This is a genomic window from Endozoicomonas sp. SCSIO W0465 (assembly GCF_023716865.1).
GTDB lineage: Bacteria > Pseudomonadota > Gammaproteobacteria > Pseudomonadales > Endozoicomonadaceae > Endozoicomonas.
This window is the reverse complement of the sequence record NZ_CP092417.1, coordinates 6,522,258-6,546,578: the sequence shown is the minus strand read 5'-3', so window position 1 is coordinate 6,546,578 and position 24,321 is coordinate 6,522,258. Positions and strand designations below refer to the sequence as shown.

Sequence of the window (24,321 nt, the reverse complement as noted above, 5' to 3'; positions counted from 1 at the left end):
ATGACAGGCACAGTGACTCATATCAATGGTGGGTGGCAGTTTTGACCTCCTGCCGGTATCGCTGTAGCTCTTCGAGCAGCCATTCACGGGACTGTTGCTCTTTTGTTCCGGGGCACTTTATCCAGTAGGGTTCTCCGGAGAGGGTACTCTTACTGGCACTGAATTCGATAAATTCTTCTGCACTGTTAATCCGCTTACTGAAGTACCGGTACTTCTTGGTCATATGCTCCACTGCCTCAGATGCGGGGTGACTACTGTCGTTTCTGATAAAGCTGCACCCGGAAGCCGAGACATAGGCGATAAGATGGTCAATTTCGCTGGAGACTGAATCGGCAGAAACGGAGTTTATGCTGTTAAAGGAGACAAGTAGCGCAAAAAGGAGGCTGATAATTTTCATTGAGCAGTGACTGTTAAAAATGATGAAAACTAACCGGAAAATGAAGGTACCGGTTATTGAGGTGTGTCAGGTTGGTTTAATTGATCCCAGACAGGGTTTCCCCAAAGGGGTACGGTGGTCATGGAATGTTTTGCACTGCCGGCAGTCTCTTTTGTTGAGTAGCTCAGATAGATCAGTGTTTTGTTTTTCTCATTCCAGATACGCCGTATTTTCAGGTGTTTCCAGAGGATGCTTTTCGATGTCTTAAACACCACTTCGCCACTTTTGGACATATTGATGTTGTTGATCATGTCCAGCGTAATCGGACCTGTCTGTCGGCAGGAAATGCCCATATCGGAGGGATCAGAGAGATCAAGATTCCCCTTTACGTGTGAGATATGGCAGGTGACACCGGTGACCACCGGATCGCTGAAGGTCTCGATCTTGATATCCTTGGTGGTGAAAAGCCCCAGGCTGACATCGCCTACCTCATTGTCTGAGCAGCCGGTGAGCAGAAGCGGTGTGATCAATAAGGTGAAGGCTAATGTACGCATGATGTTAACCGTCAGGTAGCGGGCTCAGCCTGGGAGGCTGAGCATTTGCAGATGCCAATCAGTAAAGAACGCGGCAGCGGATGGTGCCTTCAATCTCTCTTATCTTCTGCATGGCCATATCACTGTGTTCAGCATCAACATCGATCACCACATAACCCACGGACTCATTGGTCTGCAGGTACTGACCGCTGATGTTGATACGGTTTTCAGACAGTATCTGGTTAATCTGGCCCAGAATACCGGGAATATTCTGGTGGATATGAAGCAGGCGGTGCTTACCGGGGTGAGCAGGCAGGGCGACTTCCGGGAAGTTTACAGACGACAGGGTTGTACCGATATCGCTGTACATAACGAACTTCTCAGCAACCTCCCGGCCAATATTTTCCTGTGCTTCCTGGGTACTGCCACCAATATGGGGCGTCAGGATGACATTATTCATGCCACGCAGGGGGCTGATGAATTCATCATCGTTACCCCGAGGTTCTTCCGGGAATACGTCAACGGCTGCACCGAGCAGCTTGCCGTTCTTCAGGTACTCAGCCAGTGCTTCAATAACCACCACAGAGCCCCGGGAAGCATTGATCAGAATGCTGTTGTCCTTCATGGCGGCAAACTGTGCTTCACCGAACATCCACTGGGTATCACGGGTTTCCGGTACATGCAGACTGACAATGTCACACATGCCCAGCAGGGTATTCAGATCATTGATCTGGGTAGCATTGCCCATGGAAAGCCGGGTCACGACATCGTAGAAATAGACTTCCATGCCCAGGGATTCTGCCATGATGCTGAGCTGGCTGCCGATATTGCCATAACCAATAATACCCAGCTTTTTACCGCGAATTTCACGGGAATTCCCTGCTGTTTTCTGCCAGCCCCCCTGATGTGCAAGCGCATTTTTCTCGGGAATTCCACGCAGCAGGAGAATCGCTTCAGCCAGAACCAGCTCAGCCACTGAGCGGGTGTTGGAATAGGGCGCGTTGAAAACAGGAATCCCCCGCCGTGTAGCCGCAGACAGTTCCACCTGATTGGTGCCAATGCAGAAACAGCCAACCGCACAGAGCTTTTTTGCCGCCGCAAAAATTTCATCGGTCAGTTGTGTCCGGGAGCGGATGCCCACAAAACGTGCATCAGCAATACGTTCCTTGAGCTCTTCCGGCAGCAGGGACGTGGTGACATAGTCGATATTGGTATAGCCCGACGCTTTCAGAATATCGACAGCAGACGGGTGGACACCTTCTAACAGGAGAAAACGAATCTTGCTCTTATCCAGGGATATTTCAGGCATGTCAGTCTCTTAATGGGTTAGCTCATGGCTGTTATTTATTTGTTAATCGTTTTCATGTCGCACTTTTAATGTCGCACTTTTCATGTCGCACCACAGGGTCAGTCCCGGCTGCGTCAGGCGGCACATCATAGCATAGGCTGTGTGCGAAGGTACTTGCTAAAAGGCGGTGAACGGGTAATTACCGACAGTGCAGTCGGCTACAGACAGTAAACCGACTGGATGTATCGGCGTGCAAGCTGTATCACGGGGCGGTCACCATGCTGTCCTAACGACAGTGTTTAAATACCCATGCTGGAGAGGGTGATCATTAGTTGCCGGATGGCTTGTGTCAGGGCCGGGTGGTCTTCACTGAAGCGAATGGCCTCCTGCTCCAGCTGATCGTTGTAGCCCTGAATGGGAATATCGCCTTCTGCCTGGGCAACGGCAATTTTAATCTCTTCAGTTATCTGCCTTAAGGCGCCTGCTGTACATTCATCGACGGGTGAGTCTTCCAGAATATCATGAAGGCTCTGGATATTGAGTTGCAGCTCTTCTGACATACGATGCTCCTTCCACTGTGCGGCCAGTGTTAATAATAGTACTACAGTATCTTGAAAGTGAGATGCTTTAACTGTGACTTTAGCCGTGGGACAATAGCTGCCCCAAGGGATGATAGGCTTGAAAATAATCACCCCGGCAAGGTTTCCGGTTCAGTAGAATTGAATAATAAAGATCCGATGATGATGATGGCGTGTATTGTATGCTCTATTTTTTATCACCGGAGTTAATAAGGGATGCACTATGAAGTACAGGCACCACTGGATCAGTGGCGATCGCATTGACCTTCCTGCTGGCAAGGTGGTTTGTGTCGGGCGGAATTATGCGGCACACGTTCAGGAACTGAATAATCCCCTGCCTGATGATCCGGTCCTGTTTATTAAACCCGGTACCGCCATGGTTAACCTTGAGCAGCCAGTGCAATTACCCCGTAATCGTGGGGTCGTTCATCATGAGACAGAAGTGAGCCTGCTGATCAGGGAGCCGCTGACCAATGCCAGTGAACATGAGGCCAACCGGGCTATCATGGCTATTGGCCTTGGGCTGGATTTGACGCTCCGGGATCTGCAAAATCGGCAAAAGTCAAAAGGGCTGCCCTGGGAAGTCGCCAAGGCCTTTGATAACAGCTGCCCACTCTCTGGTTTTGTGGCCGTTGAACATATCAGGGACCCCGCCAATCTTGAGTTTTCTCTGACGGTCAATGGAGAGCCGAGACAGAAAGGGACAACGGCACATATGTTGACCTCCATTCCCGGGCTTTTGAGCCATATCAGCAGGCATTTCACATTACTCCCGGGAGATATCGTGCTGACCGGGACTCCGGAAGGTGTCGGTCCTCTGCAACCGGGTGATACTTTAGAGCTTTCCATGAACGGGACTTTTACGACCCGGACGCGGTGTATCTGAAGGTACGTCTTACGGGATATTCCCGGGTTAGTAGCGGCTTTTGTTATAGTCCCGGGAACCATTTCAGATTAGGGCGGCTCCTGATCCTCTGCTAGATGTTCCTGATCCGCTGGGTTCGTCCACCCCGATCAATGGCAACAAACACCATCGTCGTTTCCGTCAATTTCTCCCAGCCATGGTGGTTTTCTATCCAACCTTCAACGACAACCTTAATCGATGTTTTGCCGATTTCTGTCACCCGGGTAAAGAACCCGATCAGGTCGCCGGTCTGAACGGGCCGGAGAAAGCTCATACTGCCAATACTGACCGTCACGACTCTGGCCCCATTGGAGGCTTTACGGGCGCTGACCTCCCCTGCCTGATCCAGATGCATGGCCACCCAGCCGGCAAATACATCACCACTGCTGTTGACGGAACGATGATCCGCCAGAACCTTCAATGTCATTTCCCCTTGAGGAGTAGGGACACTGTCAAGATTTTCATTTCTGGGACTCATGGAAGACTCCAAACTATTTTTATTGTTTTGTCCGGTTCGTTTGATACTGTAAGTATTCTATCGTTTTTACGATCTAATTCATATTAAAAGTATTTTTGGTTTCCTGATTACCACCGACCCTACGTCGTGAGCCAACTGCTATAATAAACGTCGATAGTCATGTGTTTTGGAGGTAAAACTGATGTGTAAAAACACCATTCAGTTCCAAAAAGGCCTTGGCATTATGCAATTTCTGGCTAATTACGGCAGTGAAGAGCAGTGTGAGAACGCGCTGTCCTCTTGGCGCTGGCCAGATGGCTTCCAATGCCCGAAGTGTGGCTCCCGCAGTTTCTGCAAGCTTCACCGGAAAGCTGAATTCCAGTGCAATTGCTGCCGTTGCCAAACCTCGCTTACCAGTAACACTATCTTTGACTCAACAAAGCTGCCTCTAGCTACCTGGTTTCTGGGTATCTATCTCGTCACCCAGAATAAAGCGGGGATTTCTTGCCTGACGCTTCATCGACAACTTGGCATTTCCTACAATGCCGCATTGCGCATGAAACACAAACTCATGCAGGTCATGATGGAAAGAGATAACAGCTGGCAGTTGAGTGGTTTTGTTCAGATTGATGACGCCTATTGGGGCGGAGAGCGCCACGGAGGCCGCCGGGGCAGAGGCTCAGAGAACAAAGCCCCCTTCGTGGCCGCAGTTCAGACAGATGCTGATAACCACCCTATCTACATGAAGTTCAATGCCGTTGATAACTTCCGGCGAAAAACCATTCAGGAGTGGGCAGAACATGCCCTGAAAAAGGGTGTCCGGGCCGTCAGCGATGGCTTGTCCTGTTTCCGGGGTATTGAAGATGCCGGATGCCAGCACACAGCCATCATTACCGGTGGTGGGCATGCATCCATGGAGAATGAGTTGTTCACCTGGGTAAATACCATGCTGGGAAACGTGAAAACAGCGATTACCGGTACTTACCATAAGCTCGACCCCAAGCATCTGGGCCGTTATCTATCAGAGTTCAACTATCGGTTTAACCGGCGTTTTGATATGCCTTCAATGATCTCAAGGCTAGGTCGGGCTGCAGTCAATACAGCACCGATGCCGGATCGACTTCTCAAACTGCCAGACGTCCAGTGGAAACCGGGTTAGCCATCAACCGATAATTGAAAGTCAGTTGACGTATTAATATCATTATTTCGAATGATGATGTGGGTCTTTGCTTGTTCGGAGCGGTTATGAAACCGAATTTAGTTGATAATCTGGAGAACAAGCCGTCATGATGCCTGCTCCACCGGTAATACTGGAGAGGTTCTATTATTTCTTTACCGGGTTATAGACATAAAGAATGAAAAGCTGCACGTATATTCTTAAATTATCTTTCCCTGTGTCATGACGTACGATCAGTGGTAATCAGGTTTGGTTTTGCCTTACATTGGTTTGTAATAATTAATCAAAATAGTTTTATTAAGTTCGAATTTATATAAAACTATTCAGTAAATATTATTCTGTGGCCAGTATAAGTTTCAAAGGTAGTCTTGGGAGGCTGCAATGAAAATAGCAGGGCGTGATACTGGTATTCCATCACATGATGACGGTTATGACGGTTATGGCGGTGAGGGGGACAGTAAAAATTTGAAAGAGACAACATTTGCCGGTATTCCCGTATCAAAAAATTGCAAAGTCGTTAACAATCATTCTGAGGTAGAAAGACTAAATGATTACCATGGAAAAAAATCACCTGAAAATATAAACGAGTGGCGTATTTCGATCGCTTCTGATGATTCAGGCTATATGTCCGATCTTGAAGAAGGTGATGGATGTTTACAGGAAAATAGCAGGCAAAAGTTAGTGAAGGAGGGAGTTTCTGTCCGGGAATGTATTGAATCATTTGAAGAAAAGACTGGCCTCGACAAAAGAGAAGAATTGAAAAGTGCACCCGGTTATGAAAGTGATTATAAAGTTTCAGTTACCAGGTTGGTTGATCAGTTTGAAAAACAAAATTTTATCCCATTTACCCCTTTTGATAGAAAAGCAGTGGTACGAACGGCTATTCGAAAAAAGAAAAATCGAGAAGTTGATTTATCCGCAATACATTCCAGACAAACCCAATCAGCCCTTGAAACAATAAATCCAGAGAAAAAAATTCAACATCAGTTAGCGCAAATATTCTCATTCAGAGCTGTTCTGAGCGGTCGGGCAACAAGATTCCATGACGTGGAGCCATATCAAAATGGTGCGCTTGACCCCGTGTTCGTCATGAGGGCTATTACGGACATACAGTCCTTTGTCAGGCTGTCTGATCCTTACAATTTGATCAGAGACGCGAATATGGATCTGGAGCAGGTTCCAGATGTGATGAGACTGGTTCTTGGGGAGGCTGGCTTTAAAACGCTGAGAGGAGAGACCCGGCGAGATGCTGTCTGGCCTGCGATTGCGGAAAACTTCTGGAAATTCCTTGATGAGTGTAACTCGCTGGAAAGCATGGCAAAAAGGAAACCTGGTTTTCAGAAGTGTGAGCATTATTTTCCATTAGCGTTTACCAAGGCTATTGCTAAATTCAATTTGGCATTTGGGCTTACTGAAAAAGGGGTGCAACGATATTACCTTAACAGCACCCTTACGGCAGAGGAAAAAGGTGCAGTCCTTGAGCTTCTCAATATGGCTGGTCATTTACAGAATAAGTTTTCAGAGTTTTATTATCATTATGAGCAACTTCCTGAAGGCTCTGTTAAGACCGTTTTGAAAACCGTGCTTGGTGATGTTCTGGCTGATGATGGCGCTATTAAAAGCAGGAAAATAGCAGAAATATATAAAGGGATTTTGAAACTATTAACAATTGCCGATCCCTCCTTTACTCCTGATGCTGAAGGATTATCACCTGTTAGCCCAAGTCAGGATCAGGGAAGTTTGGGTTTTTCAGTAAAATTGGCATTTGAAAAGCTGCGCTCAGGTCTGCAGGAAAAAGATCCGCTGATATTTTATCGACAGTTGGTTCGTCAGATTGTGAATTATCGTAAAGAGAAAGAAGGATTTCCCGGAGTCAGGGAAGTCAGGGAAAAAGTAGCCTTACCTGTGGATACAATAGTAACGTCCGACGCTCAGTGTGAGAAGCTGAGAAAATTCTATGAAAAGGTGATGATGGACTTGTATGACCAGATAGATTCAATTCTGGACACTATTTCCGATGATGAGCTTAAAATAATCTATAAAACAACCTTTGACTGTATCTGGCAGGAAATTGAGCCTGATTTGTCACAACCGGTAATATCAAAAGACAATGGTTGTTTTTTTGGATTTAAGACAAAAAAGCAAAGGCTCAAAGACGAGCGACAAAAAATACAGGAAGTGGCTAAAACAGAGTTTTCTCTGGTTGCATCCCCCATGGCGGTTAAAATTGCCAGTATGCAACTCAGGAAGCAAAACCAATCCAGATAAATAAGGGTATGGGCCGTTAGCATGTGCAGAGTGATCTTTGGGTGTCGATACGCCCCAACCGGAGGACGTATCTACACCGGGGACTGTTACATAACTATTGCTCAAAATAATCCTGAACCATCCGATCCAGTAACCTGACACCAAAGGCAGTAGCGCCTTTTGGTTTGGTTGGAAATGCTTCTTCTGTCCAAGCGGTACCGGCAATATCCATATGGACCCATGGCGTATCATTCTCAATAAAATTATGCAGAAACTGTGCTGCAACACCTGAGCCACCCAGCCTTGGCTTATTGCCATTATTGCGCATATCGGCAATATCACTGCTTGTATGTTTAACCTGTCTCTGATTACTTGTATAAGTACAGAGACGGGGTGAGGGGCATCGACTGCTTACTTGTATGTTTAACCTGTCTCTGATTACTTGTATAAGTACAGAGACGGGGTGAGGGGCATCGACTGCTTACTGCCTTCAGGACAGACTGACTGAGAAGTCCCCACCCACAAGCATGAGCGACGATTAGGAGCGTTACTGCCCTGCAGCAGACAATTTTCGCAAGCTAACGCCAGCCTGTGGTCACCCCATCCGCATAAAGATTACATCAGGGACTGTACTATGGAAATGGTAACTAACTTCGTTGGTGTGGATGTGGCTTCTCGATGGTTAGACATTTGTCTGCACAATGGTTCTGTTGAACGCATTGACAACTCACTCACCGCAATTACAGAGTGGGTCGCTTCTTTGCCTCGGGCAACAGCTATTGCCATGGAAGCAACGGGTCGTTACCACTCATTACTGGCTTCTGTTGCATTCCAGCATGGTCATACCGTTTATGTACTTAACCCAAGGGCTGTGTATCATTACGCAGCCGGAATAGGTCGTCGGCAAAAGAGCGATAAGGCAGATGCTGCAATTATTCGACGTTATCTGAGCAATGAACATGACAGTCTAAAGCCCTGGAGGCCAGCCACAGCCAACCAGGAACTGATTAAAATGCTAACGAACCATCGTGCGTCAGTAGTCAGGCATCGTCAGGCTATTTCAATGACGTGTAAGTCAATGCCTGTTGAGCTAACAATGCTCAATGATGCCCTGGAGGCCCTGAAAAAATTGATCGATGAGCTGGAAAAAAAGATCATGGAAACCATGAAAAACGAAGATCCGGAGCAACAGGAAGGCTTTAAGGCGATGAAGAGTATTCCGGGCTTTGGTGCATTGAGTTCGGCCTTTTTTTCCAACGAAATGGCCAGAGGAGACTTCAAATCTGGAGATCAATTCATTGCCTTTTTTGGACTTGATCTGCAGTTTAAAGACTCTGGCACGAAACGCGGTCGCCGCAGACTGAGCAAGCAAGGTTCAAGCGAAGGTCGCCGTTTGTTGTACAACGTAGCGATGTCAGCTTGCCGTGGCGCATTTAAACCAATGTATGAGCACTACACGTCCAGAATGAGTTGTACTCAGGCTTTGGTGGCGGTGATGCGCAAACTGCTGCGAATTGCGTTCAGCGTATGGCGTAGTAAGAAAGCATTTGATATGGCTATGTATCGTTCCCCTGTAATGCAAAGTGCTTTATAGGCTTATCACTGGGCCATCAAGGACCTGAGATAATGCAGGGAGGACCTTGAAACTGCTAACGGCTAGGGTTCTTGGCAGTGGTTTCGTTTTGTTTAAAGTTTCAACAAGGCTCTAAAATTTCCACTGATAATTGTTGAAAATTATGTTGACAAGAAACATAGAGCCTCAGTCGTTTACTGAAGTAACTGCCCATGGGCATACGCCAGACGGGTTCTGCAACCGCATCACCGGCTGCCGTTAATCTGGCAACCAGCTCATCATTATTGGAGAAAACACCGGCGATTTCTTCACCCAGGGCGATGGCAATGGCACTGGTTAACGTGGCGATGTCGATCATGGCTTTCGGTTTAAGGTGGCGCTGGGTATAAGTCAGCGCATCACACAACACCAGACGACCTTCTGCATCGGTATTCATGACCTCTACTGTCTGGCCTGACATGGTTCTTACCACATCACCCGGGCGTTGTGCCTTGCTGTCCGGCATATTTTCTACCAGGCCTAAAACACCCACCGCATTGACTTTGGCCCTGCGTTTAGCCAGAGCCAGCATCAAACCGGTAACGGTCGCTGCACCGCCCATATCCTGTTTCATGGTTTCCATAGAGGCAGAGGCTTTCAGGGACAGACCACCGGTATCGAAGGTGACACCTTTACCAATAAAGGCAATGGGTGCTTCGCGGCTATCCGCACCGTTATGTTTCAGAATAACCAATTGACTCTCTTTATCGGACCCCCGACCAACACCCAGAAGGGCGCCCATGCCCAGCTCCCTCATGGCTTCTTCACCGAGTATCTCCACCTCAAGTCCTTCGCATGTCAGAGAGCGGCAGAAATGAGCGTAGGATTCCGGATTCATAGCATTCGCCGGCTCCCAGATCAGATCCCGGGTAGTGTAAATGCCTTCGGCAACCGCCAGCAGAGGGCGAAAATAGTGTTCAGCCTGCCCCGGTTTTTCAGACCCCATGAGCAACTCAGTAAGCACAGCAGGGCATTTCTCGTTGGTTCGATACTTGTCAAAACGGTAACCACCCAGCATCACGCCATAAGCAAAATGGGCTGCCTGTTCATCAGTATCGAGCAGAATAGTGGCGGTATTAATGGCGAGATTGGCCGCTTTCACCGCAAACAGGCCGCCAGCATTTTCTACCGCAAGATGTGACGGGTTATCTTTATTGCCAAGACCAAACAGAACAATGCGCTCCAGCTCCGTGTTGGCCGGTGCCACCATATTCAGCAGTTGTTCGCTGTCGCCATTGAATCGGTCAGCTTGCAGAGCACGGCTTATGGAACCATTGCTGAGCTTATCCAGCGCCTGTGCGGCAGACGACAGTTCTCCTCCAGCGTAAATGCCCGCTGCAACGGTGCCACTGACAGGGATGGTCAGGTCAGTAAATGAAATATGCATGAATAACACCTGTACATGTAATATTGCCGGATCACTCCGGTTTTTTATGCTTTGTTACAACGCCATCCGCGCAGGCACGGGATCAGTTCTGGTTGATCTCAGCCTGTTTATGGCATGCCACCTGATGTTTACCCTTTGCTGTTGGTCCACCCAGTGTTGTTAATGGTGGTTTTTCCTGTTCACACTGATGGTCTGCATACCAACAGCGGGTTCTGAAAACACAGCCTGAGGGTGGATTGATAGGCGACGGTAGATCGCCTTTCAGCACAATCCGTTTTTTATGGGCTTCCTTGTCCGGATCAGGCACTGGTACTGCTGAAATAAGTGCCTGGGTATAAGGGTGCCGGGGAGCGTTATAGAGCTCGTCTTTCTCCGCCAGCTCCATGACATTGCCAAGATAGAGAACCATGACCCGATGGCTGATATGACGAACAATCGAGAGGTCATGGCTGATGAACAGCAACGAAAGGCCAAATTTTTTCTGCAGTTCGCCCAGCAGGTTAATGATCTGTGCCTGGATGGAGACGTCAAGAGCGGAGACAGGTTCATCACAGACAATCACTTTTGGCTGAAGGATCATCGCTCTGGCAATACCGATGCGCTGGCATTGGCCACCGGAAAACTCATGGGGGTATCGGTTGATCATTCTTGGTAGCAGGCCAACGATATCCATCATCTCTCTGACCCGGTTTTTTACCTGATCTTTTGGCATCTGCGGGTTATGGGTTACCAGCGGCTCTGCAATAATTTCACCAATGGTCATGCGTGGGTCCAGGCTGGCCAGAGGGTCCTGAAAGATGATCTGCATCTCCCTGCGCAGTGGCTGCATGGCTTTGACCGAATGACCCGTGATGTTTTCCCCCATCCAGACCACCTGACCTTCGGTATTGTGCAGCAGCTGCAGTACGGCCCGACCGAGAGTGGATTTACCACAGCCCGATTCTCCTACTACCGACAGTGTTTCCCCCTCATGCAGCTCAAAACTGACGCCATCGACGGCTTTCAGTGTTGCCTTTTTCGAGAAGAAGTTACCCACGTCGACCGGAAAGTGCACCTTGAGGTCATCTACCTTGAGAATGGCTTCGCTCATAATGCAATCTCCCGGTTCGCTACCTGTTCCTGGTTAAGTTTAATGATCTCAGTCACCCTGTGGCAGGCTACACGGCGTTGGCTGGCAAATTTCACGGTGTCTGGTTGTTCTGTACGACACTGGTCATTGGCATACTGGCAACGTGGCTGAAAGGCACAACCACTGGGTAAGGCCTGAAGGTTAGGAGGTTGACCCGGTATGGCATAGAGATCTTCACTATGGTCACCATCAATTCTTGGCATGGATTGCAGCAACCCCAGGGTATAAGGATGTCTGGCATCGCTGAAGATGTCATGAACCGTGCCGGTTTCCACCACGCGCCCGCCATACATGACCATGACCTGGTCACACATGCCGGCAATGACCCCCAGGTCGTGGGTGATCATGACGATGGACATGCCCATCTCTTCTTTCAGGTGATGCAGCAGATCCAGAATCTGTGCCTGAATGGTCACGTCCAGTGCGGTGGTGGGTTCATCCGCAATCAGCAGGTCCGGTTCACAGAGCAGGGCAATCGCTATCATCACCCGTTGTCGCATACCACCGGAAAACTCATGAGGATACATATGTACCCGCTTGCGGGCTTCAGGAATACCAACCATTTCCAGCATGCGGATTGAGCGCTCAAGGGCTTCTCTCTTATCCATGCTGTGATGCTCAATCAGTACTTCAGTCATCTGTCGTGAGACTTTCAGATAGGGATTCAATGACGTCATCGGGTCCTGAAAGATCATCGACAGTGAAACGCCCCGCACCTTGTTCAGCTCTGCTACTGGCAGTTCCAACAGATTCTGCCCGTTAAAGATAGCCTGTCCGGAGGTTCTGCCATTTTTCGCCAGCAGACCCATGATGGCCATGAATATCTGGGTCTTTCCTGAACCGGATTCACCCACGACGCCGAGGCTTTGGCCTTTTTTCAGCGTGAAATTGATATTGTTGGCCGCAGAAACTTCACCTTCCGGTGTATCAAAGCGGGTATTCAGGTTTTGTACGTCAAGAATGATGCTCATGGTGTTATCGATCCTTGGGGTCCAGTGCATCACGCAGACCGTCGCCAATAAAGTTAAAACAGAACAGGGTGACTGCCAGGAACGTGGCAGGAAAAGCCAGCATCCAGGGAGCGCTTTCCATGACTTTGGCACCTTCGGAAATCAATACGCCCCAGCTGGTCAGCGGCTCCTGGACACCCAGCCCGAGAAAGGAGAGAAAACTTTCCGTGAGAATGACCTGGGGAATGGTCAGGGTCATATAGACGATAACAGGCCCGAGAATATTGGGGACAATATGGCGGAAGATGATTTTCGCCGTTGAGACACCGCTGGCGTGTGCCGCTTCAATAAACTCTTTTTTCTTGATGGCCATGGTCTGGCCCCGGACGATACGGGCCATGGTAAGCCATTCAACGGCACCCAAGGCGACAAAAATCAAGAAGATATGACGGCCAAAAATAACCATCAGAATGATCACAAAAAACATGAATGGCAGGGAGTAGAGAATATCCACAAGCCGCATCATCAGGTTGTCGACCCGGCCTCCGATATAACCGGCAACGGCGCCATAGGTCACCCCGATAATGAGCGATACCGTGGTTGCGACCAGGCCAACCATCAGGGAGACTCTGGCACCATAAAGTGTGCGCACGAACAGATCCCGGCCATTTTCGTCAGTACCAAACCAGAAACCCTCGGAAAAGTCGGGGGCAACCTGAATAAAGTCCCAGTACACTTCGTCGAATGGGTGAGGGGAAAGCCAGGGGGCAAAAATAGCCAACAGGGTAATCATGGCAAGAATCACCATGGAGACAACCGCTGCCTTGTTGCGCATCAGACGGATACGGGCATCCTGCCAGAGTGAACGGCCAGCGACGTCTTCCATATCCACGTCTTGCTGCTGATCGGGAACAGCCGCCATTCTGTCATTGGGGTTGGCCAGAAGACTCATCCATTCACCCTCAGTTTTGGATCAAGGAAGCTGTAAATTACGTCCACTATCAGGTTCATGATGATGATCAGTGTTGCGTAAAAGATGACGACGCCCATTACTAACGGGTAGTCGCGGTTCAATGCGGCATTGACGAAGTAACGACCGACGCCCGGAATGTCGTATATGGATTCAATAACCACAGAACCTGTGGTGACGGCCGCAGCAGCCGGTCCCAGATAGGAGACAACGGGAAGAAGCGCACCTTTGATGGCGTGACGTATGACCACCAGGCGTTCACGAAGTCCTTTGGCCCGGGCAGTCCGAATATAGTTGGAGTGCAGGACTTCGACCATGGAGCCACGGGTCAGTCGGGCAATATAGGCGATCTGGGGCAATGCCAGCGAGATTACCGGCAGCACCAGATTTCTGGCAGAGCCATCTCCCCACCCTGCTACCGGTAGCCAGGAAAGATAAACACCAAAAATCAGGGACATGATGGGAGCCACAACAAAGTTCGGGATGGCAATGCCGGTCATGGCTACCCCCATGATGGCATAGTCGGTTTTCTGGTTCTGATACAGCGCGGCCAGAGTGCCCAGACTGATACCAATAAGCGCGGCAATGAAAATGGCCATACCGCCAATCTGCATACTGGCTGGTAAACCAGTGAGGATCAGCTCAGTGACGCTGAAGTCACGGAACTTGTAGGAGGGACCAAAATCAAAACGAAGGAGATTACCTACGTATATAAAGTACTGTTGATAAAGGGGTTTATCGAGGTCATAGGCTTTGAGGATATTGGCTTCAATTTCAGGCGGCAATTGTCGTTCAGCATCGAACGGTCCACCCGGTGCAATACGCATCATAAAGAATGCGATGGTGATAATGATCAACAGCGTTGGAATGGCTGCGAGCAGGCGCTTGGTTATATAGGTGAACATGGGAAACGGCGCTCTTTCCGTAAATCTTTCCTTGTAACTATTCAGCACTGAGCAAAGGCATATTACAGTAATTCCGAACAGCTCTATGAAGTGATTGATATATGTCCATTCCCTGTTTTCTGGCAGACGACAAATAGCTGCGAATCCGTGCAAACATAGAACCACCGTCTGCACTCCTGAAGCAGCCTGAGATTTTCTGCTTTAACTTGGCCATTCGAACATCCCGCTCACTGCCATTGTTATCGAAGGGAATGGTAAAATCTGACATGAAGCGCAGTGTCTCAGCCTTGAACTCAGTGAGTCGTTTGAAGAGATTGTAAGCGATTGCTGTCCCTATCAACAACACCCAAAAGCTCCCTCAGGTGATGGGCATTGCAAAGTACGTGAGTTGCCGCATATGCAAAATAGGATTTCCAATGATCATGAACCAGAACGCCTGCAAATGTTAGCAGTATGCCCATCGTGTCCATGGCCTCACGACCTCGCTTTTCAGACAAGTAGTAGAGCGTCCATTGTTCATCCCGCATAACGTGTAGCCAGTGCAAAGAGCCCTCGGCCCGCATACCCGTTTCATCGGCTCCGGCAACAGACGATTCCCGCAAGGCGTCACGAATAACCTCTTCAGTAGAAGCCAGATTTTCATAGGTTCTGGCCACAAAATTGGCGACAGTGCCTGCACTTACACTCATTTTATAGAGAGTATTAAAATACTCTGACACGCGCTTAAAAGGCAGGAAATGGTATTGGTTAAGATAGACGGCCATAGCCTGTGTGGCTGAGCCATATTGTGCGGCAGCGGTAACACCTTCCGGGAATTCAGCCTGATTCCGACAACCACAAGTGCAGATTTTTACTTCAGCTCTATGGGCCGTTACTTCAAATTCACCCGGTCTCCCTGGTTCAAACACCTGTCGTTCAATATATTTGACCGGCTCACTATCAAGAAGAGACGCCTGACATTTATTGCATTCTTTAACCGGAAGGTACTCAATATAGTCAGGGATATCGACCTGTTTAAGACAAGTGCCCTGATGCCCTTTCTTTCCACCGGCTTTATTACCAGAAGACTGTCTCAGACTTTTAGGATTGGGTTTTTCATCCGATGGATCGGTACCTTTATCTGCGGAAAGGTCGTCAGAATGATCTGGAGAATTACTGTTTTTACAAGGTTTTTGATAACCATCAGACGATGGCGGCTTGCTGCTGTTTTGACTGTTCTTGCCAACCTTTTCTTCCAATTCTCGACATCGCTCTTCCAGACAGGCAACTCTCATCCGCAGCTCTGCATTCTCTTTCAAGAGAATCTCAGCCGACATAGTTGCGGGTAGTTCTGGAATCATGCTGGCGAATATTGTGGAAAAATGGTGCTTAAGAGGATGGTATAAAAATCAGAAAATTCCAGATTTATGTGCTGACTCTTGATCACATCTCTCCAGCGCTGAACTGCCGGGCTATCTGCCAGGTTTTTACCCGATCCTGCAATTTCGCCCAGCCTTCCCATACCACTAACCAGCCGGGCTGCCCTGTATGCTTTGAATCACCCCAACCACCAAGCCGAGCAATCGTTTGAAGCAGCCAAGTGACTGTTGGCGGCTTATCGGGCAACGCTTTTTTTTCATAGGTTAGCCAGAGAACCTGCCATTCATCATCACTGACCACCTCATTCGCGAGTGTTTTTTCACTCCAAAGCTTTCTGTCTTTGTGCTGCCTGTCATTCGGTAACATTAATGCTTCACGGATTTGCATTAGTCTGACAGCGACAAACATTAATATGACCGCAAGTCGTTCAATGTTATCCGGAGATTGCAGACGAAGCCTTTCTACTCCTGCTCCCGATTTCCAAGCCTTATGGAACTCTTCTATTCGCCATCGGAGCTCGTAAAATCGAATGATAGAGCGACAGTCTTCGAATGTTTCAATATCTTCAGTTGTCAATAGTACCCAGTGCAAACGGTCTTCGGAGTCATTGCCAATCTCTTCAGCCGACACAATATTCATAGTTACCGGTTCCGGCCTGCCGCCTGGCCTTTGCGGCGCCTGTATTGTCATCTTCTTTCTTTTGACCTGCAGCGTTGCCTTTCGCTTCTTTCTACCTCCTTTTTGAGGAACCACTATCGTATATTTCCCCAACACTTCAGTCTGAGCTAAGGAATCAAATAATAAGAGTTCGCCATCCACCAGGATTCTGTTTTGTGTAGCTCTTACAACAAACCGCTGTCGGTTATCCAGTTTGTAGTGCATATATTCGTATATATCCGCCTCCCGGTCGCAAACACTGATGATGTCAGGCATTTTACCCCCCATCCTTTGTTCTGTGTTTTCAGAGGCTCTTTGCCACTTAAAGCTTTCCTTTCCCTCGTAAGGTAGCTGACGACGTTGGTTCTTTTTCCCCCGCTGAACGTCCTCTCTAACCCATCGTTCTTGATCAATAAGCCCAATGCTTCGCTCTGTATCCGCATCAACCAAGAAGACAGAGTGGACGTGGAATCCTCTGGTTTTAGAGCCTTCAGGACCTCCAAGATCACCAAGCTCGGATCTGACAGCATGTTTATAACCCAGGGTTGTTGTATCTTCGAGAGCCAGAAGTAGGCGAGACTGTCTCGCTATTTTGGCAGTTGCCTGAAAGCCTGCCTCAGCTATTGCTTCAGGCTTTACGGCCTCATTCTCAATCAGCCGGTAAGCTCCAGTTACCAGTGCGGTATAACCTTCGCATGAAGATGACAAAGAATTACCGGTATGAGCTGAAAGCTCGGCAGCAACTTTGACAAGTCGTTTTGTACGTCGAGTATCGCCCAAATCAGCACATCCAAAAGTTAGTTCTGACCATGGTTTAGGAGAAAGTGGAAGCATGACCTGTTTTATCAGTGAGAAATGATAGAACAAGGTAGCTATTTGTGATCAAGAGACAGATTTATGTGGGGGTGCTGAACAGTTACTCTTTCCTTAAAAAGTCCCTCTCTGTTATGGCTCATGGCCAACCCTGGCGCATGCATTCCCACGCAGGGCGTGGGAATGTGAGTAAGGCCATTAAAGGATGTGCAATCTCACTCAGTGATGGACAGATAGCGGGCACGATGAATATCGGAGGGATTGTCAATCCAGCCTTTTACTTTTGGGTTTACCAGGTTTTTGGAAACGTAATAAAAAATAGGGATGTTGGGCAGTTCGTCCATGGCAATTAATTCAGCCTGACGCATGAAGTCGTTGCGTTTGACCGAGTCAGCTTCCATCTCAGCCTGTTTCATTAATTGATTAAACGACGCATTATTATAATCGCTGTAGTTCTGGGAGGTATTGCGGGATTCCATCAGGTTCAGAAAGTTCTGTGGATCATTATAGTCGGCAATCCAGCCAGCACGGGCAGCCTGAAAATCACGGGTTTTCAGGCTGGCATAGTGAACTTTAACCTCTGAGTTATAAAGCTCGGTCTTCACACCCAGCGCTTTTTTCCACATGGCAGCAATGGCAATAGCAACCTTTTTGTGATTTTCAGAAGTGTTGTAGCTCAGCTTCAATGTGGGCGGATTCGCTTTGCTGTAACCGGCAGCCTCCAGCAGTTTCCTGGCTTCGGCAATTCGCTCTGCCTGTGACAGCTCTTTCCAGCTGACTTCAGCTGGTTTGCCATAGTTGCCAGTGCCGGGAGGAACGAAGCTGTAAGCTGGCAGCTCACCGGATTTCAATACCTTATCGGTGAGTATTTTCCGGTCAATAGTCATTGCCAGGGCCTGTCGTACCCGCTTGTCTTGTAATACTTCGTCGTTCAGGTTCAGAGGATAATAGTAAATGCCCAGATAAGGTGCGATACGCACGTAGTCAGGCATATTTTTTTCCAGCCATTTCAAATCAGAGGAGGCAAAGTCGGTCTGGATATCCACTTCACCTGCCCTGACCCGCTTCAGCACCGCAGAGCGATCTTCCTGGGGGTAATAAACCAGTTCGTCCAGAGAGACATTGCCAGCGTCGTAAAACTCAGTATTTTTCACCAGACGGATTCGCGAATTAGGCGTCCACTCTTCCAGTACAAAAGCACCGTTGCTGACCATGCCTTTGGTTTTAGCCCAGTCCTTGCCAAGTTCCCGGATCTTATGGGTAGGGACGGGGTAAGCTGTGTAGTGGGCCAATTGGGCGATGAAGTAAGGGGCAGGGCCGTTCAGGGTGATTTTCAGGGTATTGTCATTTAGTGCGCTAACCGCCAGAGTTTCAGGACCTGATTTGCCGGTATTGATCTGTTCTGCACCCTTGATAGTGTAGAGCAAAGAGGCATAACCAGCAGCGGTTTCCGGCTTCAGGATACGCTGCAGCGAATAGACAAAGTCCTGTGCCGTAACTGGCTCACCATCCGACCACTTGTGGTTACGCAGTGTGAAAGTATAAACAAGACCATCGTCTGATACTGTCCAGCTTTCTGCAGCACCGGGGATGATCGATCCATCCGCAGCTTCCGTAGTCAGCCCCAGAAAGAGATTTCCAACGATGCCACTTTCCCAGGTACCGGATATAAAGTGCGGGTCCAGAGATGCCGGCTCTCCCATGTTGCCAATCCGCAGTGTTCCGGCAGCCAGTGCGTTATTGTCAGGTGTTGTGTAGAGCATACCGGTAAGTGCAACTGACACGGCCAGGATGCCAACCTTAAGTCGTTTGGAAAGTTGAAATTTCACAGACATTGTTACCCTGTTTTTTACTGCTGGCTTTCCTTGTTACTTGTTATGCTGGAAACAGCAGTTTGGTGTGAATTTATACTTGTAACTGAGTTTTTTATCATTTCTGAGAAGAATAGCGACGACAATAAAATCATCTTTATCGTGCAAACGCAATGAATTATACAGACCTGTATTTACCGTAAGCTCAGTGTTAATAGACAGAAACAGGCAATTCCTGAATTGTTGAACTATCTTTGGACAGTTATCGTACTTCGCGAGCCGTTTAGAGGTGCATACTCATGGCTTCATCCTGGGTACTGGTTGCTGATAACAGCCAAGCCAAGGTCTATCGTTTTGACCGACATAAGAGAGTGCTTGATCTGGTGGACCAGATTGATCATGAAGAAGGCAGATGGAAACGGCATGAGTTCGTGACGTCAGGTCCCGGCCAGTCAGTCACTTCATCTGTGGGCGGTAATGTGCGGATGGTGGGGACGGATAACTCGCCCAAAGTCAATGAGTCTGTCAACTTTGCCCATATGCTGGCCAGGTCGATTAATCATGCCCACGACCTGCATCAGTTTGAGATTCTGCGCGTTTGTGCTCCCCCGAAACTACTGGGTGAAATATTGCCTCTGGTAGAAAAACATATACCGCTGGGAGACCACATCAATAAAGACCTGATTCATGAGAGTCCGGAACAGTTGCTTGAGCGCCTTACTGAGCTGCATTGACAATGTGGGTGGGTCATCGTTAATCGTCGGGGTTGTTATGAATCGGTACAGAGAACTGGAAGAGCTGGATATTGAGTTTCAAGAGGCCGAAAGCGCCTGGCTGGAAGCAAAAGATGATGACAGTCTTTCAGAGCAGGATAAACAGGAGTATTTGAGCAAGTTGCATCACTGTCTCGAAAAGCGCAAAGCGCATATCACCAAGCACTGGCATGACCCGGCATACTATGACAAGGGACATTTAACAGTTGACTAACACGTCATTTCAATGGGTTTGATGTTTATGATCTCTGTTTACCCAGAGCGGAGTCGACGGGTGATTGGCACAGTCTTTTTTCAGGGTATGGATTTTACGTCTTTCGATTCCGCTCAGGATGAACGGTGTGGGTCTTAAGGCTTCTCTGCACTGGTGTTTCTTCATCCCATATTATTGTTAACCAGTTCTCGTCCAAAAACACAACCAATTGAAAACTGTAGATTTTATCCTGAAAAATTAAGTGGAGCCCTACTGCTATCTGGCGACTAAACTTCCCAAGAGCAAGAAACATAAGGGATTGCCAAAAACAGAGGACTCCAAATGCGCAAAAAACGCAACCCGCAGTGTAGTATGGAACTCCATTACGTACCTCATGAAATCTGCTCCCAGCTTTCCGGTATCTCGCAATGGCTTGACGCCCATCCACAGTTCAATGACTGGATTTATGAGGACTTAAGTTCTGGTGATAAACAGAACACTGGGCGGAACGGACTATCAGCAGAATCCGTTCTTCGTGCGGCACTCCTGAAACAGTATTTGAATTGTGATTATGACTACTTGTCGTTTGTTTTGATGGACTCCATGCTCTTTCGAGACTTTTGTCGCCTCGAACCAAACCAGCGCCCCAGTCGCTCCAGTTTGCATGGGCTCATCAGCCTTCTTACTGCATCTACATGGGAACGGATTAATAACTGTCAGCTAATGACCGCTAAAGATCAGGGTATTGAAAAAGGGCGCACTGTGGCTATTGACAGCACAGTCACCGAATCGGATATCAAACCTCCTTGCGACAGTGATCTTTTAGCCAGTTCCGTTAAAGAAATTTGTCGGCTGCTGGAACGGGGACAAACACTGACAGCGACACCGCTTTATGAATATACCCATCACAACCGAGCCGTAAAAGATGCGGCCAGAAAATGCATCTACGCTGGCAAAGAAGAGCGGCATCAGCATTATAAAAAACTGCTGCAGTTGACCCGAAAATCCCGGAAGGTACTTATCGAAGCTACTGTCACGCTAGCAAACGCCCGTCAGCAGGGGCAGTGTCTCCTGGCTGATGATGCCGACAAGTGGCAGGCCGATGTGGATCACCTGTTACCCCTGGTGGATGCAATAGTCTCCCAGACAGAGCGCAGGGTCTTTAAGGGTGAAAAGGTGCCAGCCCAGGAAAAAGTGGTTAGCCTGTATGAACCCCATACGGATATCATCGTAAAAGACAGGCGGCAAGTACAGTATGGCCATAAACTGAACCTGGTTCAGGGAAAAAGTCGATTGATCCTGGACCTGGTTATTGAGGAAGGTAACCCAGCGGATTCGGACCAATTCATTCCGATGATGGAAAGACAAAAAGAAATTTATGGTCGTGTACCTCGCCAGACAAGCGGTGACGGCGGATACGCGTGTCGCGCTAATTTGGAAAAAGCCAAGGCCATGGGAATCAGCGATGTAGCTTTTAATAAGAAGCGCGGACTTGAAGTCGAAGAGATGACTAAAAGTCAGTATGTGTATAAAACGCTCTTTCGCTTCCGGGCAGGTATTGAAGCGGGAATTTCGTGGCTAAAGAGATGTTTTGGGCTATCACGTTGCCACTGCAAGGGTTCTGAGCGTTTTGATTCTCATTGCTGGTTATCGGTGGTCTGTTACAACCTGGTGATTCTGGCCAGACACCCGGCACCATCCTGATAGCCACCTCCACGCTACATGAAAGGTAACTGTTCAGCACCCCCACATAAATCTGGAATTTTCTGATTTTTATACCATCCTCTTAAGCACCATTTTTCCACAATATTCGCCAGCATGATTCCAGAACTACCCGCAACTATGTCGGCTGAGATTCTCTTGAAAGAGAATGCAGAGCTGCGGATGAGAGTTGCCTGTCTGGAAGAGCGATGTCGAGAATTGGAAGAAAAGGTTGGCAAGAACAGTCAAAACAGCAGCAAGCCGCCATCGTCTGATGGTTATCAAAAACCTTGTAAAAACAGTAATTCTCCAGATCATTCTGACGACCTTTCCGCAGATAAAGGTACCGATCCATCGGATGAAAAACCCAATCCTAAAAGTCTGAGACAGTCTTCTGGTAATAAAGCCGGTGGAAAGAAAGGGCATCAGGGCACTTGTCTTAAACAGGTCGATATCCCTGACTATATTGAGTACCTTCCGGTTAAAGAATGCAATAAATGTCAGGCGTCTCTTCTTGATAGTGAGCCGGTCAAATATATTGAACGACAGGTGTTTGAACCAGGGAGACCGGGTGAATTTGAAGTAACGGCCCATAGAGCTGAAGTAAAAATCTGCACTTGTGGTTGTCGGAATCAGGCTGAATTCCCGGAAGGTGTTACCGCTGCCGCACAATATGGCTCAGCCACACAGGCTATGGCCGTCTATCTTAACCAATACCATTTCCTGCCTTTTAAGCGCGTGTCAGAGTATTTTAATACTCTCTATAAAATGAGTGTAAGTGCAGGCACTGTCGCCAATTTTGTGGCCAGAACCTATGAAAATCTGGCTTCTACTGAAGAGGTTATTCGTGACGCCTTGCGGGAATCGTCTGTTGCCGGAGCCGATGAAACGGGTATGCGGGCCGAGGGCTCTTTGCACTGGCTACACGTTATGCGGGATGAACAATGGACGCTCTACTACTTGTCTGAAAAGCGAGGTCGTGAGGCCATGGACACGATGGGCATACTGCTAACATTTGCAGGCGTTCTGGTTCATGATCATTGGAAATCCTATTTTGCATATGCGGCAACTCACGTACTTTGCAATGCCCATCACCTGAGGGAGCTTTTGGGTGTTGTTGATAGGGACAGCAATCAACTGGCGTTGCGATTGATGAAGCTACTGAGGCTTTCCTGGCATTACTGCAAGGGCTTTAAGACCATAGGTATGCTACAGATGCCAAGTGTTGTCTGTGAACGAATCGAGAAGATTTATGACCGGTTGCTTCAGCGGGCTCTAATGAAAGAAGTCGTCTATATGGAGAAGCAACGAGAGGAGCTTAAGCGCAAGAAAGTCAAGAATACTAAAGCTTACAATCTCTTCAAACGACTCACTGAGTTCAAGGCTGAGACACTGCGCTTCATGTCAGATTTTACCATTCCCTTCGATAACAATGGCAGTGAGCGGGATGTTCGAATGGCCAAGTTAAAGCAGAAAATCTCAGGCTGCTTCAGGAGTGCAGACGGTGGTTCTATGTTTGCACGGATTCGCAGCTATTTGTCGTCTGCCAGAAAACAGGGAATGGACATATATCAATCACTTCATAGAGCTGTTCGGAATTACTGTAATATGCCTTTGCTCAGTGCTGAATAGTTACCATGAAAGTACCTTTCCAGCATGGTGGGAGGATGTTTTCTGCCTGCTTTTCGCGTTTTTCTCCAATATCCGTCCCAGATTAGAGAAAAAAAGGGAAGAGTTTTTGCGGCTCTCTGGAATTTCAGGAAATATCAAAACGAACGTACAATCTAATTATGATTGCCTGATGCGTTTTTGGACGAGAACTAACCAGGAGAGTGAAATGAGGCGGTACCTTATCCCATTTGTTCTGTTAACCATGTTCCTGGCAGGCTGTGCTGCCAAACCTGAAGTGAGCTGGGATTACAACCCACAGATTGACTGGCCAGCCATGACAACATGGGCATGGTTCCAACCGGAAAGGGATAATAATAACCAGATCATAAGCCTGATGGCGCAAAGAGTTCATCTGCAGGTTTTGCAGGATCTCGCCACCAAAGGGTTGCAGGAGGTGCCAGCGCAACAGGCCAGTATGTGGTTAAGTTGGGGATTTACTGAGAAGTCCAAGCTGGAAGGCACGGCGTACAACACTTTTTATAACGGAGGCTTTTACTATGGTCCATGGATGATGACCAACTGGCCCTCACAAGTTGTTGTCAACAGTTATGAGGTAGGACACCTGACATTGAATGTTATTGATCCGGCCAATAATCGTGTCATCTGGCAGGGAATTGCCAGTCAACGACTGACGTCGGATATGTCACCAGAAGAGCAGAGAGAGTACATTACCAAGTCGGTTAACAGTCTTCTGGAAAAGTTCCCGCCACCAGTCAATTACATTCCGCAGAGCACGCAGTAACCGGTTTGCTCCATCGAATAACGGGTATGCATTCCCACGCGGAGCGTGGGAACCTGTCTCTTGATCACAAATAGCTACCTTGTTCTAT

The 24,321-nt window shown here is 48.2% G+C and carries 24 protein-coding genes; 9 read left to right on the top strand and 15 right to left on the bottom strand.

The features are described 5' to 3' along the window. Positions 1-22: 22 nt before the first annotated feature. The 4 genes from MJO57_RS29490 to MJO57_RS29475 all read right to left on the bottom strand — a co-directional run bounded on the left by MJO57_RS29490 (position 23) and on the right by MJO57_RS29475 (position 2,757). The gene (locus MJO57_RS29490) at positions 23-397 is read right to left on the bottom strand and encodes a DUF5329 domain-containing protein (protein WP_252020872.1); all 375 of its coding nucleotides are present in this window, start codon (positions 395-397) and stop codon (positions 23-25) included. A gap of 53 nt (positions 398-450) precedes the next feature. Then, positions 451-930 (bottom strand): CreA family protein, encoded by a 480-nt coding sequence (locus MJO57_RS29485; protein ID WP_252020871.1) that lies wholly within the window; start codon positions 928-930, stop codon positions 451-453. Positions 931-988: 58 nt separating this feature from the next. Further along, positions 989-2,218: a phosphoglycerate dehydrogenase gene (gene serA, locus MJO57_RS29480; RefSeq protein WP_252020870.1), complete on the bottom strand. Its 1,230-nt coding sequence runs from the start codon at positions 2,216-2,218 to the stop codon at positions 989-991. A gap of 278 nt (positions 2,219-2,496) precedes the next feature. Continuing rightward, positions 2,497-2,757: a DUF4404 family protein gene (locus MJO57_RS29475; RefSeq protein WP_252020869.1), complete on the bottom strand. Its 261-nt coding sequence runs from the start codon at positions 2,755-2,757 to the stop codon at positions 2,497-2,499. 241 nt (positions 2,758-2,998) lie between these two features. On the opposite strand from MJO57_RS29475, the gene MJO57_RS29470 reads away from it, so the two are divergent. Continuing rightward, positions 2,999-3,661: a fumarylacetoacetate hydrolase family protein gene (locus tag MJO57_RS29470; RefSeq protein WP_252020868.1), complete on the top strand. Its 663-nt coding sequence runs from the start codon at positions 2,999-3,001 to the stop codon at positions 3,659-3,661. A gap of 91 nt (positions 3,662-3,752) precedes the next feature. Here the strand turns inward: MJO57_RS29470 and MJO57_RS29465 are convergent, their stop codons facing one another. Beyond that, positions 3,753-4,106 (bottom strand): acyl-CoA thioesterase, encoded by a 354-nt coding sequence (locus MJO57_RS29465; protein WP_252020867.1) that lies wholly within the window; start codon positions 4,104-4,106, stop codon positions 3,753-3,755. Between the two features lie 232 nt (positions 4,107-4,338). Here MJO57_RS29465 and MJO57_RS29460 point away from each other — a divergent pair, with 232 nt between their 5' ends. Then, positions 4,339-5,295: an IS1595 family transposase gene (locus tag MJO57_RS29460; RefSeq protein ID WP_252017306.1), complete on the top strand. Its 957-nt coding sequence runs from the start codon at positions 4,339-4,341 to the stop codon at positions 5,293-5,295. A 399-nt stretch (positions 5,296-5,694) separates the two neighbouring features. Beyond that, complete coding sequence (locus MJO57_RS29455; protein ID WP_252020865.1) at positions 5,695-7,581, top strand: hypothetical protein; 1,887 nt, start codon at positions 5,695-5,697, stop codon at positions 7,579-7,581. A 94-nt stretch (positions 7,582-7,675) separates the two neighbouring features. Here the strand turns inward: MJO57_RS29455 and MJO57_RS29450 are convergent, their stop codons facing one another. After that, on the bottom strand, positions 7,676-7,981 hold the full coding sequence (locus MJO57_RS29450) for a hypothetical protein (protein ID WP_256493394.1): 306 nt from the start codon (positions 7,979-7,981) through the stop codon (positions 7,676-7,678). A 213-nt stretch (positions 7,982-8,194) separates the two neighbouring features. Between MJO57_RS29450 and MJO57_RS29445 the strand changes: the two genes are divergently transcribed. Further along, positions 8,195-9,154 carry a transposase gene (locus MJO57_RS29445; RefSeq protein ID WP_252020861.1) on the top strand — a complete coding sequence of 320 codons (960 nt, stop codon included), beginning with the start codon at positions 8,195-8,197 and terminating at the stop codon, positions 9,152-9,154. 100 nt (positions 9,155-9,254) lie between these two features. Here MJO57_RS29445 and MJO57_RS29440 read toward each other — a convergent pair whose 3' ends face one another. The 9 genes from MJO57_RS29440 to MJO57_RS29400 form a co-directional block, all read right to left on the bottom strand. Further along, positions 9,255-10,559: a leucyl aminopeptidase gene (locus MJO57_RS29440; RefSeq protein WP_252020859.1), complete on the bottom strand. Its 1,305-nt coding sequence runs from the start codon at positions 10,557-10,559 to the stop codon at positions 9,255-9,257. An 82-nt stretch (positions 10,560-10,641) separates the two neighbouring features. Then, positions 10,642-11,649 (bottom strand): ABC transporter ATP-binding protein, encoded by a 1,008-nt coding sequence (locus tag MJO57_RS29435; RefSeq protein ID WP_252020857.1) that lies wholly within the window; start codon positions 11,647-11,649, stop codon positions 10,642-10,644. Further along, a complete protein-coding gene (locus tag MJO57_RS29430) occupies positions 11,646-12,689 on the bottom strand; it encodes an ABC transporter ATP-binding protein (RefSeq protein WP_252020855.1) in 1,044 nt (347 codons plus the stop codon). Before MJO57_RS29430 ends, MJO57_RS29435 begins: the two co-directional genes overlap by 4 nt. Then, positions 12,664-13,590 carry an ABC transporter permease subunit gene (locus tag MJO57_RS29425; protein WP_371924712.1) on the bottom strand — a complete coding sequence of 309 codons (927 nt, stop codon included), beginning with the start codon at positions 13,588-13,590 and terminating at the stop codon, positions 12,664-12,666. The genes MJO57_RS29430 and MJO57_RS29425 overlap by 26 nt, the downstream gene beginning before the upstream one ends. Continuing rightward, positions 13,587-14,513, bottom strand: coding sequence for an oligopeptide ABC transporter permease OppB (gene oppB / locus MJO57_RS29420; RefSeq protein WP_252020853.1), 927 nt, complete (start codon positions 14,511-14,513; stop codon positions 13,587-13,589). The genes MJO57_RS29425 and oppB overlap by 4 nt, the downstream gene beginning before the upstream one ends. 37 nt (positions 14,514-14,550) lie before the next feature. Beyond that, a complete protein-coding gene (locus MJO57_RS29415) occupies positions 14,551-14,859 on the bottom strand; it encodes a transposase (protein ID WP_252020851.1) in 309 nt (102 codons plus the stop codon). After that, positions 14,807-15,853, bottom strand: coding sequence for an IS66 family transposase (locus tag MJO57_RS29410; protein ID WP_252020849.1), 1,047 nt, complete (start codon positions 15,851-15,853; stop codon positions 14,807-14,809). Before MJO57_RS29410 ends, MJO57_RS29415 begins: the two co-directional genes overlap by 53 nt. An 82-nt stretch (positions 15,854-15,935) precedes the next feature. Continuing rightward, positions 15,936-17,363, bottom strand: a complete 1,428-nt coding sequence (locus MJO57_RS29405) for an IS4 family transposase (protein WP_252017676.1) — start codon at positions 17,361-17,363, stop codon at positions 15,936-15,938. Positions 17,364-17,557: 194 nt separating this feature from the next. Next, entirely contained in the window at positions 17,558-19,177 is a 1,620-nt protein-coding gene (locus MJO57_RS29400) for a peptide ABC transporter substrate-binding protein (RefSeq protein ID WP_252020847.1), read from the bottom strand. Positions 19,178-19,452: 275 nt separating this feature from the next. Here MJO57_RS29400 and MJO57_RS29395 point away from each other — a divergent pair, with 275 nt between their 5' ends. The 5 genes from MJO57_RS29395 (at position 19,453) to MJO57_RS29375 (ending at position 24,233) form a co-directional block, all read left to right on the top strand. Beyond that, a complete protein-coding gene (locus MJO57_RS29395) occupies positions 19,453-19,887 on the top strand; it encodes a host attachment protein (protein ID WP_252020846.1) in 435 nt (144 codons plus the stop codon). Positions 19,888-19,924: 37 nt separating this feature from the next. After that, entirely contained in the window at positions 19,925-20,140 is a 216-nt protein-coding gene (locus MJO57_RS29390) for a hypothetical protein (RefSeq protein WP_252020844.1), read from the top strand. A gap of 321 nt (positions 20,141-20,461) precedes the next feature. Further along, entirely contained in the window at positions 20,462-21,823 is a 1,362-nt protein-coding gene (locus MJO57_RS29385; protein ID WP_252017318.1) for an ISNCY family transposase, read from the top strand. A 114-nt stretch (positions 21,824-21,937) separates the two neighbouring features. Further along, positions 21,938-23,452: an IS66 family transposase gene (locus tag MJO57_RS29380; protein ID WP_252017330.1), complete on the top strand. Its 1,515-nt coding sequence runs from the start codon at positions 21,938-21,940 to the stop codon at positions 23,450-23,452. After that, positions 23,442-24,233, top strand: coding sequence for a DUF4136 domain-containing protein (locus MJO57_RS29375; RefSeq protein ID WP_252020842.1), 792 nt, complete (start codon positions 23,442-23,444; stop codon positions 24,231-24,233). The genes MJO57_RS29380 and MJO57_RS29375 overlap by 11 nt, the downstream gene beginning before the upstream one ends. The last annotated feature ends 88 nt before the right edge of the window (positions 24,234-24,321 follow it).